Origin of the sequence: Kitasatospora sp. NPDC059648, assembly GCF_042734825.1 — a bacterium.
GTDB lineage: Bacteria > Actinomycetota > Actinomycetes > Streptomycetales > Streptomycetaceae > Kitasatospora.
Map to the genome: position 1 here is coordinate 37,281 of NZ_JBHWDU010000043.1, position 14,207 is coordinate 51,487.

General features: G+C 73.8%; 8 protein-coding genes and 1 pseudogene. 7 read left to right on the forward strand and 2 right to left on the reverse strand.

Translation table 11 applies throughout. From position 1 onward, the window contains the following. Positions 1-22: 22 nt before the first annotated feature. Positions 23-6,532 (reverse strand): annotated as a pseudogene (locus ACFV1W_RS23865) (SDR family NAD(P)-dependent oxidoreductase); the annotation flags it as partial. Positions 6,533-6,796: 264 nt separating this feature from the next. Between ACFV1W_RS23865 and ACFV1W_RS23870 the strand changes: the two are divergent. The 7 genes from ACFV1W_RS23870 to ACFV1W_RS23900 all read left to right on the forward strand — a co-directional run bounded on the left by ACFV1W_RS23870 (position 6,797) and on the right by ACFV1W_RS23900 (position 13,367). After that, positions 6,797-7,513 (forward strand): TetR/AcrR family transcriptional regulator, encoded by a 717-nt coding sequence (locus ACFV1W_RS23870; RefSeq protein WP_380419253.1) that lies wholly within the window; start codon positions 6,797-6,799, stop codon positions 7,511-7,513. 23 nt (positions 7,514-7,536) lie between these two features. Beyond that, positions 7,537-9,135, forward strand: a complete 1,599-nt coding sequence (locus ACFV1W_RS23875; RefSeq protein WP_380419254.1) for an MFS transporter — start codon at positions 7,537-7,539, stop codon at positions 9,133-9,135. Positions 9,136-9,399: 264 nt separating this feature from the next. After that, entirely contained in the window at positions 9,400-9,912 is a 513-nt protein-coding gene (locus tag ACFV1W_RS23880; protein WP_380419255.1) for a hypothetical protein, read from the forward strand. Between the two features lie 116 nt (positions 9,913-10,028). Then, entirely contained in the window at positions 10,029-11,492 is a 1,464-nt protein-coding gene (locus ACFV1W_RS23885) for an FAD-dependent monooxygenase (protein WP_380419256.1), read from the forward strand. 140 nt (positions 11,493-11,632) lie between these two features. After that, positions 11,633-12,838: a cytochrome P450 gene (locus ACFV1W_RS23890; RefSeq protein ID WP_380419257.1), complete on the forward strand. Its 1,206-nt coding sequence runs from the start codon at positions 11,633-11,635 to the stop codon at positions 12,836-12,838. A gap of 38 nt (positions 12,839-12,876) precedes the next feature. Beyond that, positions 12,877-13,080: a ferredoxin gene (locus ACFV1W_RS23895; RefSeq protein ID WP_380419258.1), complete on the forward strand. Its 204-nt coding sequence runs from the start codon at positions 12,877-12,879 to the stop codon at positions 13,078-13,080. 74 nt (positions 13,081-13,154) lie between these two features. Then, positions 13,155-13,367 (forward strand): DUF6059 family protein, encoded by a 213-nt coding sequence (locus ACFV1W_RS23900; protein ID WP_380419259.1) that lies wholly within the window; start codon positions 13,155-13,157, stop codon positions 13,365-13,367. Between the two features lie 136 nt (positions 13,368-13,503). Here the strand turns inward: ACFV1W_RS23900 and ACFV1W_RS23905 are convergent, their stop codons facing one another. After that, positions 13,504-14,124 carry a hypothetical protein gene (locus ACFV1W_RS23905; RefSeq protein WP_380419260.1) on the reverse strand — a complete coding sequence of 207 codons (621 nt, stop codon included), beginning with the start codon at positions 14,122-14,124 and terminating at the stop codon, positions 13,504-13,506. Positions 14,125-14,207: the final 83 nt, after the last annotated feature.

A 14,207-nucleotide genomic window follows, 5' to 3' on the forward strand; every position in this document is an offset into this window, starting at 1 on the left:
CGATGGGATGCTCCGGCACCGGTCAGGCCGTGCCGAGTTCGATGTCGAGTGCCTCGAACAGCTCGCGGTCGGAGGCCGCGTCGAGGTCGTCGGCCCCCTGGACCGGAAGCCGGTCGTCGTCCCACCTCCACTGCAGGTCCCGGATCCGCCGGGCGATGTCCTCGCGCAGCGCGGGGCCCACGGCCGCCTCGGCGATCTGCTGGTTCAGCCGTTCGATCTCCGCCAGCGCGGAGCGGACGGCGGCGTCGGGATCCGGGGTGAGCCGGGCCAGCAGCTGCCGGGCGAGCGCACTCGGGGTGGGGTGGTCGAAGACCAGGGTCGGGGCGAGCTTGAGGCCGGTGGCCGCATTGAGCCGGTTGCGCAGCTCCAGGGCGGAGAGCGAGTCGAAACCCAGCTCCTTGAGTGCCCGGTGGGCCGCGATCCGTTCGTGGGAGCCGTGCCCGAGCACCGCCGCCACCTGGTTCAGCACCAGGTCCAGGACCAGTTGCTCCCGTTCGCCCTCGGCCACGGCGGCCAGGCGGCGGACGAGGTCCGCGGCGCCGCCTGCCGCGCCCCCGCCGCGCCCGCTCGGGGTACGGCGGCGCAGCGGCGCCGGCACGAGGTCGGCCAGCACCGGCGGCAGGCCGCCGCCCGCGACGCCGCGCATGGCCGCGGTGTCCAGCGGGGCGGCCACCAGGACCGGCAGGTCGGCACCGAGTGCGGTGTCGAGGAGGGTGAGGCCCTGGGCGGAGCCCAGCGGGACGAGACCGCTGCGGGTCATCCGCTGGATGTCCTGGGCGTCGAGGTGGCCGGTCATGCCGCTGGCCTGGTCCCAGTAGCCCCATGGCACCGAGACCGCCGCCAGCCCCCGGGCCCGGCGATGCCGGGCGAGCGCGTCGAGGTAGGCGTTGGCGGCGGCGTAGCCGGCCTGGCCGGCCCCGCCCACTGTGCCCGCGATCGAGGAGAAGAGGACGAAGGCGCGCAGCCCGGTGTCGCGGGTCAGCTCGTGCAGGTTCCAGGCCGCGTCGGTCTTGGGCCGCAGGACCCTGTCCAGCCGCTCCGGAGTGAGCGACTGGACGATGCCGTCGTCCAGCACGCCCGCGGCGTGGACCACGGCGGTCAGCGGGTGCGCGGCGGGGATGTCGGCCAGCACCGCTTCGAGCGCCGCGCGGTCCGCGGTGTCGCAAGCGGTGACGGTGACCTCGGCGCCCAGCCGGCTGAGCTCTTCGGCCAGTTCGCCGGCGCCGTCGGCGGCCGGACCGCTGCGGCTGACCAGCAGCAGGTGGCGTACACCGTGGGCGGTGACCAGATGGCGGGCGACCAGACCGCCGAGCAGCCCGGTGCCGCCGGTGATCAGCGCGGTGCCGTCCGGGTCGAGGCCGGGGCGCAGGTCGAGCACGACCTTGCCGACGTGCCGGGCCTGGCTGAGGTGGCGGAACGCCTCGGGCGCCCGGTGGACGTCCCAGGAGGTGATCGGCAGCGGGCTCAGCACACCGCGCTCGCACAGGGCGGTCAGCTCTTCGAGGATCTCCTGGACCCGGTCGGCGCCGGCGGTGTCGAGGACGTCGAAGGCCCGGTACCGGACGCCGGGGTGGGCCGCGGCGACCTCCTGCGGGTCGCGGATGTCGGTCTTGCCCATCTCGACGAACCGGCCGCCGTCGGCCAGCAGCCGCAGCGAGGCGTCCACGAACTCGCGGGCCAGCGAGTTCAGGACGACGTCGACGCCCTTCCCGCCGGTGGCGGTCCGGAAGTGCTCCTCGAAGTCGAGGTCGCGGGAGGAGGCGAGGTGCGCCTCGTCCAGCCCCTGCTCGCGCAGGACCGGCCACTTGCCGGAGCTGGCCGTGCCGTACACCTCGACGCCCCAGTGGCGGGCGAGCTGGAGGGCCGCCATGCCGACCCCGCCGGCGGCGGCGTGCACCAGCAGGCTCTCACCCGCGGTGATCCGGGCGAGGTCGCGCAGGCCGTAGTAGGCGGTGGCGAAGGCGACCGGTACGGTCGCGGCCTCGGCGAAGGACCAGCCCCGCGGTACGAGGGTGAGCAGCCGCCGGTCGGTGACCACGGTCGGTCCGGTGCCGGCGGTGAGGCCCATCACCCGGTCGCCCGGCGTCAGCCCGGTGACGTCCGGGCCGACGGCCAGCACGACCCCGGCGATCTCGCCGCCGAGCCGGCGCACGTCGGTGGTCACCAGGCCCAGCGAGAGCATGATGTCGCGGAAGTTCAGGCCCGCGCAGTGCACCTCGACCCTGACCTCGCCCGGCCCGAGCGGGCGGTCCGCCTCCGGGTCGGCCAGCAGGGCCAGGTCGGCCAGGGTGCCGGTGCCGGTGGTGCCCAGGTACCAGGCGCCGGTGTCGGTGCGCGGGGTCAGCACGGTGTCCGGTCGGGCGAGCCGTGGAGCCGCCAACTCGCCTTTGCGGATGGCAAGTTGTGCTTCTCCGCTGGCGAGGGCGGCGGGCAGGGCACGGAGCGATTCGGGCCTGCCGTCGGTGTCGATCAGCAGGAACCGGCCGGGGTTCTCGGTCTGGGCGGAGCGGATCAGCCCCCAGACCGCCGCGCCGCCGAGGTCCGTGACGTCGCCGTCCGGTTCGGTGGTGACCGCGCCGCGGGTGAGCACGGCGAACCGGGTGTCGGCCGGCAGGTCGCGGTCCAGGAAGTCGCGGACCAGGGCGAGGACCGGTTCGGCGGCGCCGCGGACCTCGCCGCCGGCCGAAGGGGGGACGGGCACCGCCAGGACGTCGGCCTCGGTCGCCTCGTCGAGGGTCGCCGACCGGGCCGTCAGGCCCGCGTCGGCCAGGGCGCCGGCCACCGGGTCGGCCGGCGGCCCGCCCAGCACCAGCCAGGTCCGGACCGGCGGGTCGGCCGGCGCCGCGACCGCGGGCCACTCGACGGTGAACAGCGCGTCGACGCCGCCGTCCCGGCGGGCGCCGGCGAGCTGGTCGGCGGCGATCCGGCGCAGCGTCAGCTCGGCGAGGTCGAGCACCGGGGCGCCCTCCTCGTCCGTGACCGTGATCCGGGCGGTCTGCTCCCCGGTCGACTCGACGCTGACCCGCAGCCGGTGCGCGCCCGCCCGGTGCAGCGTCAACCCCTGCCAGGAGAAGGGAAGACGGGGCTCGCCGGGCGCGCCGAGCAGGGCGATCGGGTGCAGGCAGGCGTCCAGCAGGGCCGGGTGGACGCCGTAGCCGGTGACGTCGGCGTCGTCAGGGAGCGTCACCTCGGCGTGGACGGCGCCACCCGCCCGCCAGGCGGCCTGGACACCCTGGAACAGCGGGCCGTACTCCAGGCCGACCGCCGCCAGTTGCTCGTAGAGGCCGGCCGCGTCCAGCTCGGCGGCGCCGGCCGGCGGCCAGGCGGCGGGCGCGGCGGGCCGGTCGGGGTCGGACGCGGCGGTCAGCCGTCCGGTGGCGTGCAGGGTCCAGGAGGGCTCGTCCGCCTCCTCGTCCTTGCCGTCGTCGGCGGCGGCCGGGCGGGAGTACAGGCTCAGCGCGCGCGCCCCGGTGTCGTCCGGGCCGTCGACGATCGCCTGGAGCCAGAGCCCGCCCTCCTCGGGGAGGACGACCGGGGCGCTCAGTACCAGTTCCGCGACCTCCGCGCAGCCGGCCTCGGCGGCGATCCGCAGCGCGAGGTCGGCGATCGCCGCGCCGGGCAGGACGACGGAGCCGAGCACCCGGTGCTCGGCCAGCCAGGGCTGCTCGCCGAGACCGACGCGGCCGGTCCAGACCCGGCCCCCGCCGGACGCCAGGTGCACCGCGCCGCCGAGCAGCGGGTGGCCGGTGGCCCGCAGGCCGTCGGCGCGCGGATCGCCGCCGGCGGCGGGGAGCAGCCACAGGTGGCTGTGCTGGAAGGCGTAGGTCGGCAGATCGGCGGGCTCGGCCGGGGCGCCGGCCACCCGGGCCGACCAGTCGACCGGGTGGCCGTGGGTGTGCAGCCGGGCGAGCGAGGTGAGCAGCTGAGTCCAGCCGTCCTCGTCGCGCCGGAGCGTGCCGGTCACCAGGGCGCCGGTCGTGTCGGTGCCGAGGGCGTCCTCCAGTGTCTCCTGGATGCCGGGGAGCAGCACGGCGTGCGGGCTCACCTCGATGAAGGTGGTGTGGCCGGTCCCGGCGAGGTGGCGCACGGCCGCCTCGAAGCGGACGGTCTCGCGCAGGTTGGTGTACCAGTAGTCGGCGACCAGGGCACTGGTGTCCAGCGGCCCGGCGGTGACCGTGGAGCAGAACACGGTCGCCGCGGAGCGCGGCTCGATGCCGCGGAGCTCGGCGAGCAGTTCGGCGCGGATCCCCTCGACCTGGGGGGAGTGCGACGAGTAGTCGACCGGGATCAGCCGGGCCCGGTCGCCGCGCGCGGTGCACTCGGCCACCAACTCGTCGAGCGCCGCCGGGTCGCCCGAGACGACGGTGTGGCGGGGCCCGTTGACGGCGGCGACGGAGATGCGGTCGGCGCGCCCGCCGATCAGCTCGGTCACCTCCCGGGCCGGCAGCGCGATGGAGGCCATGCCGCCCCTGCCCGCCAGCGCGGTGATCGCCCGGCTGCGCAGGGCCACGACGCGGGCCGCGTCCTCCAGGGTGAGCGCGCCCGCGATGTGTGCGGCGGCGATCTCGCCCTGCGAGTGCCCGAGCACGGCGTCGGCCCGTACGCCCAGCGACTCCCAGAGCCGGGCCAGCGAGACCATGACGGCGAACAGCACCGGCTGGACGACGTCCACCCGCTCCAGCCCGGGGGCGTCCGGGGCGCCGCGCAGGACCTCCGTGAGCGACCAGTCGGTGTGCTCGGCCAGCGCCTTGGCGCAGGCCTCCATGGCCTCGCGGAAGACCTCGGAGGAATCCAGCAGGTCGACGGCCATCCGCTCCCACTGGGAGCCCTGGCCGGGGAAGACCAGGACGGTCCGGCCGGGGTCGGCGGCCTCGCCCTGGACCAGGCCCGCGACGGCCCGGCCGTCGGCCAGTGCGTCCAGTCCGGCGCGGAGCCCGGCGGTGTCCGTGCCGACGACCACCGCGCGGTGCGCGTGCTGGTCGCGGGTGGTGGCGAGCGCGAGGGCGACGTCGGCGGGGTCGGCGGGTCGGCGGTCCAGCTGGGCGGCGAGCCGGGCGGCCTGGTCGCGCAGGGCGGGCTCGGTCCGGGCGGAGAGCACCCACGGCAGGGCCGGCGCGGCGGTCCCGGGGCGCGGCTCGACGGCGCGCTCCGGGGCGGCTTCGAGGATGACGTGGGCGTTGGTGCCGTTGATCGCGAAGGAGGAGACCGCGGCCCGGCGGGGACGGTCGGTCTCGGGCCACGGCCGGGCCTCGGTGAGCAGTTCGACGGCGCCGGACTCCCAGTCGACGTGCGGGGTGGGCTCGTCCACGTGGAGGGTGCGGGGCAGCACGCCGTGACGCATCGCCTGGACCATCTTGATGACGCCGCCGACGCCGGCGGCGGCCTGGGTGTGGCCGATGTTGGACTTCAACGAGCCCAGCCAGAGCGGCTGTTCGCTGTTGTGCGCCTGGCCGTAGGTGGCCAGCAGGGCCTGTGCCTCGATCGGGTCGCCGAGCGTGGTCCCGGTGCCGTGCGCCTCGACGGCGTCGACGTCCGCCGGGGTGAGCCGGGCGGCCGCGAGGGCGGCCCGGATCACGCGCTGCTGGGCCGGCCCGTTGGGCGCGGTGAGCTGGCTGCTGCGGCCGTCCTGGTTGACGGCGCTGCCGCGGATGACCGCGAGCACCGGGTGGCCGTTGCGCTCGGCGTCGGAGAGCCGCTCCAGCAGCAGCATGCCGACTCCCTCGCCCCAGCCGACCCCGTCGGCGGCGGCGGCGAACGCCTTGCACCGCCCGTCGGGGGCCAGGCCGCGCTGGCGGCTGAACTCGATGAAGGTGCTCGGGGTGGCCATCACGCTCGCCCCGCCGGCCAGTGCCAGGGTGCACTCGCCCTCGCGCAGCGACTGGCAGGCCAGGTGCAGCGTCACCAGGGAGGAGGAGCAGGCGGTGTCGACGGTCACCGCCGGGCCCTCCAGCCCGAAGGTGTAGGCGACCCGGCCGGAGGCGATGCTGAAGGCGCTGCCGGTGCCGATGTAGCCCTCGAAGCCGTCGGGGGTGCGGTGGAACAGCTGGGCGCCGTAGTCGCCGTACATGATTCCGGTGAAGACGCCGGTGCGGCTGCCGCGCAGGGTGGACGGCCGGATGCGGGCGCGTTCGAAGCTCTCCCAGGCGGTCTCCAGCAGCAGCCGCTGCTGCGGGTCCATCGCCAGCGCCTCGCGCGGCGAGATGCCGAAGAACTCGGGGTCGAACCGGGCGGCGTCGTAGAGGAAACCGCCCTCGCGGGCGTAGGTCCGGCCGGTCTGCTCCGGGTCCGGGTCGTACAGCGCGGCGGCGTCCCAGCCGCGGTCGGCGGGGAAGCCCGCGACCGCGTCCACCCCGTCGTGCACCAGGTCCCACAGTTCCTCCGGTGAGCTCACCGCCCCGGGGTAGCGGCAGGCCATGCCGACGATGGCGACCGGCTCGGCCCTGGCCTCGGTGAGCTGCTGGTTGTCCCGCCGGAGGCGTTCGTTCTCCAGCAGCGACGCACGGAGGGCTTCAACGAGTTTCTCGGAAGACGGAGCCATGGATTCAGTCCCCACTGGTCGCGACGGCGATCACGGCGATCCGCGCGCACAAGGGCGCGGAGCCAACCGGATCAATGTCGGAGGGGCGGCTAACGGGGGCCTTGGCGGGGCCTAAAGCCTCGGTGCCGCACGTGGGTCGGTGGTCCGGAGTCGGCAGGGGCGGTCCGGAGCCGGAAGTGGGCGGGCGGGATCCGGGGCGGGCGGGGCACCACGACTTTCTTGTTGACCAACTTTGAAATCTGGTCATACACTCGTGCCGTGAACAGATCCCAACGCCTGCCAGTGGGGTCCGGCGCTCGCCAGGAACGGGCCGAGCGGATCCTCGACACCACCGCCGAACTGCTGGAACAGCACGGGTACCGCCGGGTCACCATCGACGACGTCGCCTCCCGCGCCGGCATCGGCAAGGGCACCGTCTACCTGCACTGGAAGACCCGCGAAGCCCTCTTCTGGGCCGTGCTGCAGCGCGAGGCCCTCCGGCTCTTCGACCACCTGGTGGACGAACTCGGCAAGGAACCGACCCTCGCCCTGCCGCACCGGCTGATGCGGGTGATCTTCCTCGACGGCGTCCGCCGCCCCCTCGTCCGCGCCCTGCTGCTCGCCGACGCCGCCGTCCTCGGCAACCTCGCCCAGGACGAGAGCGTCCGCGCCGCCCAGCAGGACCTCGCCGAGAACCCCGACTACCTGCAGATGCTGGCCGACGAGGGCATCCTGCGCCCCGAACTGTCCGGGGCCACCGCGCAGCACATCCTCGCGAACGTCGCCCGCGGCTTCTCCAACGCCGACGAGCTCGGCGAGGACGACGGGCTGTCGCTGGAAGCACGCGCCGACCTCCTGGCGTACGTGCTGCGGCGCTCGCTGGAGAACGACACCCCGCCCGACTCCGCCACCCTGGCCAAGCTCAACGCCCGGGTCACCGAAATGTTCCAGGCGATGGCCGACGGCCACCGCGAACAACTCCAGCGCGCCTACTGAAACACCGAACAGGAGAAACTCCGATGGCAATCACCGGCTCTGCGACCTCCCGGTCCGGGGCGAACGACGTGCGGGGCACCCTTCGCTGGTGGGCGCTCGGCGCGCTCACCCTGAGCATCCTCGTGATCGGTCTGGACACCTACGTCCTGGCCACCGCCCTGCCCACCCTCTCGGACGAGCTCGGCGCCTCCAACAGCCAGCTCCAGTGGATCTCCGCGTCCTACACGCTCGCCTGGTCCGGCCTGCTGCTGCCGGCCGGCAAACTCGGCGACCGGATCGGCCGGCGCAAGGTCCTGGTGACCGGCCTGGTGGTCTTCGGCATCGCCTCGGTGATCGCCAGTCAGGTCACGTCGGCCACCGCCCTGATCGCCACCCGCGCGCTGATGGGCGCCGGCGCCGCGATGATCATGACGCTCGCGCTGGCCCTGGTGCCGGTCATCTTCCCGGACGAGGAGGAGCGCAAGCGTGCGATCACGGTGACCACGATCGGCACCATGCTCGGCATGCCGCTCGGCCCGCTGCTCGGCGGCTGGATGCTCAGTCACTTCGCCTGGGGCTGGGTCTTCCTGATCAACGGCCCGGTGGTCCTGCTCAGCCTGCTCGGCGTCGCGCTCTGGGTCCCCGAGAGCCGCGACCCGGCCGCGCCCACGCTGGACTGGCCCGGCGCCGTGATGGTCACGATCGGCGTCACCGGCATGGCGTACGGCATCATCGAGCAGCCGCTCGAAGGCTGGTCCGACTCGAAGGTCCTGCTCGGGCTCATCGGCGGCCTCGTCTTCCTGATCCTGTTCGTCCTCTGGCAGCGCCGGGCCCCCTCCCCGCTGATCGACCTGAAGCTGTTCCTCAACCGGCACTTCACCTGGGGCTCGATCACCTTCGGCATGGTCAGCTTCGCCATGATGGGCGGACTGTTCGTGCTCACGCCCTACATGCAGCTGGTGCAGGGCGCGTCCGCCGAGTCGACGGGCGTGCGGCTGCTGCCGCTGATCGGCGCGATGCTGGCCGGCGCGGCGGCGGGGGAGAAGCCCGCGAGCAAGATCGGCGCCAAGCCGATCATCCTGGTCGGCATGGTGGTCAGCGCGGTCGGCCTGGTACTGCTCTCCCAGCTGCACGCCGACAGCGGCTACGGCAGCGTCGCACTCGGGCTGGTGGTGTTCGGCCTCGGTCTCGGCCTGAGCATCCCGCTCTCGGTGGACGTGGTCCTCTCCGCCCTGCCGCTCTCCCAGGCCGGCACCGGCAACGGAATGTCCCGCACCATGCAGAACATCGCGGTCTCGTTCAGCTCCGCCATCATCGGCAGCATGCTCAACAGCGGCTACCGGGACAAGATCGTCGACGCGGTGCGCGACCTGCCCGGCGCGGCCCGCGACGCCGCCTCGGCCAGTGTGGCCGGCGCCCACGGGGTGGCCGGCGGCCTGCCGGCCGACGCCGGCGGGCGGCTGACCCAGGCGGCGAACACCGCCTACGCCCACGGCATGACCCAGTCGCTGGTGGCCAGCGCCGCCATCCTCGGAGTCTTCGCGGTCCTCACCCTGCTCTTCCTGCCGAAGCGCAAGCCCCGCCCGGCGGAGGTCGAGGTGGAGCTCGTCGACCCTGCGGACGGTGCGGTGAAGTCCGACTAGCGGGCCCCTGCCCGGCGGCCTGCCCGGCGGCCTGCCCGACGGCCGGCCACCGGGCCCACCGAACGCCCTCCCCCTCTCCGCGGGACACCCCCGGCTCGCGGAGAGAGGGAGGGTTCCGTCGTTCCCGGGGCTGGTCCCGGAGCTGTTCCGGAGGTCGTTGACCTCGAACTCCGCATGCCAAGAAGGGCTTTAGACCAGCTTCAGTCGCCTTCGCGAAGGTACAGGGAACAAGGCCGCGACACCTGCGAGAGGAGACGTCACGACATGGGAGCACCCGTCGCCATCCCCGTCACGGCGCTGACCCCCCTGATCCCGGTCGGCACCGACCGCTCGGCCGCGGTCGAGGACCCCGCCGCCACCGAGGAGATCGTCCTCGCCGATCTCACCGACGTCGTCGTGCAACGCGAGATCGTCATCAGCGGGGCCGGCATCGGGGTCGGGGACGGCGCGACGTTCACCAACGAGATCACCACCGCCGACGGCGAACACCTCGCCGAACTGACCGGCGCGGTGACCATCGTCCACGTCCGCCCCGGGGACCACCGGATCTTCGGCTTCTACCGGGAGTTCCTCACCTTCGCCGACGGCACCGCCCGGACCATGGGCATCGTCGACATCACGGCCACCATGGCCGGTCAGGGCCAGAGCATCGACGCCTACGGCCTCAGCGGACGCTACCGGGGAACGGCCGGCAGCCGCTCCTACCTGCAGACCGACAAGCCCGACACGTTCCACGCCGAGATCGTCCTGCGCGCGCCGGCCGCCGAGCCGCAGTAGCGCTCCGGCCGCCGAGCCGCAGCAGTCCCCGCCGGCCGCCGCCCGCCGACGGTCCCGCCGGCCGTCGGCCGCGCAACACCCCCCCCAAGCCGCTGAAGCCTCCAGGGAGAGCACTGATGGACACCACCACCGTTCTGATCGCCGGCGCCGGTCCGGTGGGCCTGATGCTCGCCGGCGAGCTCGCCGCGGCCGGCGTGCAGGCCGTCGTCGTCGACCGCAGGACGCGGGCCAACGAGGACTGGCGGATCTCCACCTTCCACCAGCGCTCGGTCGAGCTCTTCGAACAGCGCGGGCTCGCCGAGCAGCTGCGCGGCGAGGGCTTCTACCAGTGGCCCACGCTCCACTTCGGTCTGCTCTGGCTGGACCTCACCAAGGTCACCGACCAGGAGAACTACCTGGTCGAGATGAGCCGCGTCGAGGCGCTGCTCCAGCAGCGCGCGGTGGACCTGGGTGCGAAGGTCGTCACCGACCGCGAGGTCGTCGGCCTCGACGCCGACGAGGAGGGCGTGACCGTCCGGCTGCGCTCCGCCGACGGCGAGAGCCCGATCCGCTGCGACTACCTGGTCGGCGCCGACGGCTCGGACAGCACCGTGCGCCGCCTGGCCGGCTTCGAGACCGTCACCGGCGGCCCGTCCTGGTACGGCGTCCTCGCCGACCTGGAGACCTACGAGGGCCAGATCGAGGCCCAGCTCTACCCGGGCGGTGTCTTCGGCGCCATGCCCGACCCGCAGCGCGGCCTCTACCGGCTGCAGACCATCGAGTTCGACGTCCCCGCGCCCCCGGCCGACACCCCGGTGACGATCGAGGAGCTCGACGCCAACATCGAGCGCCTCACCGGCAGCAAGCGCCCCATCGCCAACGCCCGCTGGCTGCGCCGCTACTCCGGCCGCAGCGAGTACGTCACCCAGTACCGGCTCGGCCGCGTGCTGCTCGCCGGCGACGCCGCGCACCACCACCTCTTCACCGCCGGGCACGGCCTCAACACCGGCCTCAACGACGCCGTCAACCTCGGCTGGAAGCTGGCCGCCGAGGTGCGCGGGGCGGCGCCCGAGGGCCTTCTCGACAGCTACTCCGCCGAGCGCCAGCCGGTCGGCGCGCGGGCCTGCGAGGCGCTGCGCGCCCAGACCGCCCTGATGTACCCGCTGGAGTCGGTCGCCCCGCTCCGGGCGCTGCTCACCGACCTGATCACCTACGACGACGTCAACCGGCACCTGGTCACCATGGTCAGCGACGTGCGCTACCCCTTCCCGGCGCCGGAGGGCGCCGAGGCGCCCGCGATCCTCGGCCGGCCGGTGCCGAACGTGAGCCTCAAGGCCGCCGACGGGACGGTCACCGGCACCGCCGAGGCCCTCAGCGCCGGCCGCGGCGTGCTGCTGGACCTGTCCGGCGGCGCGGCCGACCTCTCCGCCCTGGCGCCGATCGCCGACTGGGTGACCGTCGTCGCCGCCGAGCCCGACCAGGCCCTCGATGCCGAGCTCGTCCTGGTCCGCCCCGACGGGTTCGTGGCCTGGGCCGGTGGTGCGGACGCCGCGGGCCTGGACGCCGCGCTCGCCACCTGGTTCGTCACCACCGCGAACTGACCGGCCGTCAAGGGGGCGCGTGACCGCCGAAGCCGCGGCACGCGCCCCCTCCCCGGATCCCGACTCCGGCCGCACAGGCCGGTGTTCGCCTCTCCGCCCACCCTGCCCGTGAGACGCCTTCCCAGTCCAGGAGCCTGTCCATGACCCAGCCGACGCCCACCGCGTCCTTCCCGCTGTCCCGCAGCTGCCCCTACCAGCCGCCCACCGGATACGACGACTTCAAGGGCAAGGGCCCGCTGCAGAAGGTCCGGCTGTTCGACGGTCGCAGTGCCTGGCTGGTCAGCAGCCACGCCGTCGCCCACAAGCTGCTCGGTGACCCCCGGCTCTCCAACGACCGTACCCGGCCCGACTTCCCGGCGCTGTCCGCCGCCGAGCGCACCCCGCGTCCGTTCCGGATGCTGCCCGAGATGGACTCGCCCGAACACGACATCCAGCGCCGGATGCTGCTGCCCTCCTTCACCCTCAAGCGCGCCCGCGAGGCCCGTCCGAGGATCGAGGAGATCACCAACGAGCTCATCGACGCCATGCAGGCCAAGGGCGGCCCGCTGGACCTGGTCTCCGAGTTCGCGATCCACCTGCCCTCCAAGATCGTCTGCGAGCTGCTCGGCATCCCCTTCGAGGACCACGAGTTCTTCCAGGACCGCGGCTACCGCCTGGAGAAGGTGGAGAGCGTCGAGTCCGTCCAGCAGATGATCGGCGAGCTGTTCGGCTACCTGGACCGCCTGATCACCGCCATGGAGAACGCCGACGAACCGCAGCCCGGCCTGCTCGGCGACCTGGTCGCCGGACCGGTCGCCAACGGGGAGATGAGCCACCAGGAACTCGTCGTCCTGGCCCTGGTCATGCTCAACTCCGGCCACGTGACCACCTCGTCGATGATCGCCCTGGGTGTCTTCACGCTACTGGAACACCCTGACCAGCTCGCCCTGCTGCGCGCCAAGCCCGAACTGATGCCCTCGGCGGTCGACGAGCTGCTGCGCTACCTGTCCATCGCCGACACCGTCACCCGGCGGATCGCGGTCGCCGACATCGAGATCGCCGGGCAGACCATCGCCGCCGGCGAGGGCGTCCTGATGCCCAACGCCCTGCTCAACCGCGACCCGGAGGCCTTCGAGGAGCCGGACACCTTCGACATCACCCGCAGCTCCGAGAGCCGCCACCTGGCCCTCGGCTTCGGCGTGCACCAGTGCATCGGCCAGCACCTGGCCAAGGCGGAGATCGAGGTGGCGCTGACCGCCCTGCTCACCCGCTTCCCCACGCTGCGCCTCGCGGTGCCCGCGGACCAGGTTCCGCTGCGCGACACCGGCGGCCTGGAGGGCGTCTCCGCCCTGCCCGTGACCTGGTGACCCCTGCGGACCGAGCAGGAGAGCGAGAAGGAGAGAACATGCGAGTCTCAGCCGACCAGGGCGCCTGCATCGGCGGCGGCCTCTGCGCCCTGAACGCGCCGGCCGTCTTCGACCAGGACGAGCGGACCGGGCTGGTCGTCGTGCTCGACGCGGACCCCGCGGAGGAGCGGCGGTCCGAGGTCGAGGCTGCCGTCCGCAACTGCCCGTCCGGCGCCGTGCGCCTACAGGGCCAGGGGCGTTAGGGCACCACACCGCCACCGTGCGCCTCCCCCGTGCGTTCTGGGGGAGGCGCACGTTCGATCGGAGGAGGACACGGATGCGTACCACCGCCCGACGCCTACTGGTCCCGCTGGTCGCCGGCCTCTGGCAGACGCTGGCCTGCCTCGGCGGACTCTGGGTGGACGTCCACGGCCTGACGCCGAACCAGGCAGGCACCACCGCGCCCCGCCACCCCGAACGGCTCTGCCCGGAGGTCCCGCCCACCCCCACCGAACGCACCCTCTGGGCCCAGCTCGACCACACCGTCTGAGCCGCCACCCCCGGTGTGTCGGCGTCACGTCACTGACATCAGCACTCCTCGCGCTTCAGGTCCCGGTCCGTCCTGTGGAGGCGTGCCCTTGGAAGCGGCGGCCGGGCCCCGGCCGTCCACGGTGGGTGCGTGGCGGTCAGTGGGCGTCGCGGCAGGGGCCGGTCGGGGTGCAGAGGGTGAGGGAGAGCGGCCTGCCGGTCGACGGGATGCGGTAGTGGTACGCGGCGAAGGTGACGAGGTCGCCGAGGCCGAGGTCGACGGTGAGGTGCCGGACGGGGCTGACGAGGTGGTCGGGGTCGCCGGAGACCTCGATGCCGTCCACCCGGCCGCGGTAGGCCGTGAAGGCGTAGGAGTCGACGCCCGCCGTGGTGTCGGCGGGCATGGGGGTGCGCGCGACGAGGTCCTCGACGGGGGAGAACCAGATGGTCGTGGGCGTCTCGCCCCGGTGGTTGACGACGGCGTAGCAGACGTCGAAGTTGTCCACCGGCCAGAACGCGACCGCCCGGGACCAGCCGTCGGTGTCGAGGACGGCCATGGTCGGCAGCGTCGGTTGCGGGCACTGGGGTGGCGCGTTGAGCCCGGCGACGAGGTCCACGATCCACTGGGCGGACGGCGGGGCGGGTTCGGGGAGCAGGACCGGGTGGCGGATCGCACGGGGGTCGATGACCGGCTCGCACGCGGTGGTCGCCGCCAGCGCCGCGACCAGCGCCGCGACCAGCGCCCTCGTGGAGCAGAACGCGCCGGAGCCGCGCCTCATCGTGCCTCCCCCACCCGACGGAAGAACGGATGTGCCTCAGGATGCTCCGCACCCGGGGCGGCGACAAGACTCCGGACGGAGGC

Excerpts from the sequence above, each read along its gene's own strand:
- ACFV1W_RS23875 (WP_380419254.1), top strand. The coding sequence starts at position 7,537 with ATGGCAATCACCGGCTCTGCGACCTCCCGGTCCGGGGCGAACGACGTG.
- ACFV1W_RS23880 (WP_380419255.1), top strand. The coding sequence starts at position 9,400 with ATGGGAGCACCCGTCGCCATCCCCGTCACGGCGCTGACCCCCCTGATC.
- ACFV1W_RS23885 (WP_380419256.1), top strand. The coding sequence starts at position 10,029 with ATGGACACCACCACCGTTCTGATCGCCGGCGCCGGTCCGGTGGGCCTG.
- ACFV1W_RS23890 (WP_380419257.1), top strand. The coding sequence starts at position 11,633 with ATGACCCAGCCGACGCCCACCGCGTCCTTCCCGCTGTCCCGCAGCTGC.
- ACFV1W_RS23895 (WP_380419258.1), top strand. The coding sequence starts at position 12,877 with ATGCGAGTCTCAGCCGACCAGGGCGCCTGCATCGGCGGCGGCCTCTGC.
- ACFV1W_RS23900 (WP_380419259.1), top strand. The coding sequence starts at position 13,155 with ATGCGTACCACCGCCCGACGCCTACTGGTCCCGCTGGTCGCCGGCCTC.
- ACFV1W_RS23905 (WP_380419260.1), bottom strand. The coding sequence starts at position 14,124 with ATGAGGCGCGGCTCCGGCGCGTTCTGCTCCACGAGGGCGCTGGTCGCG.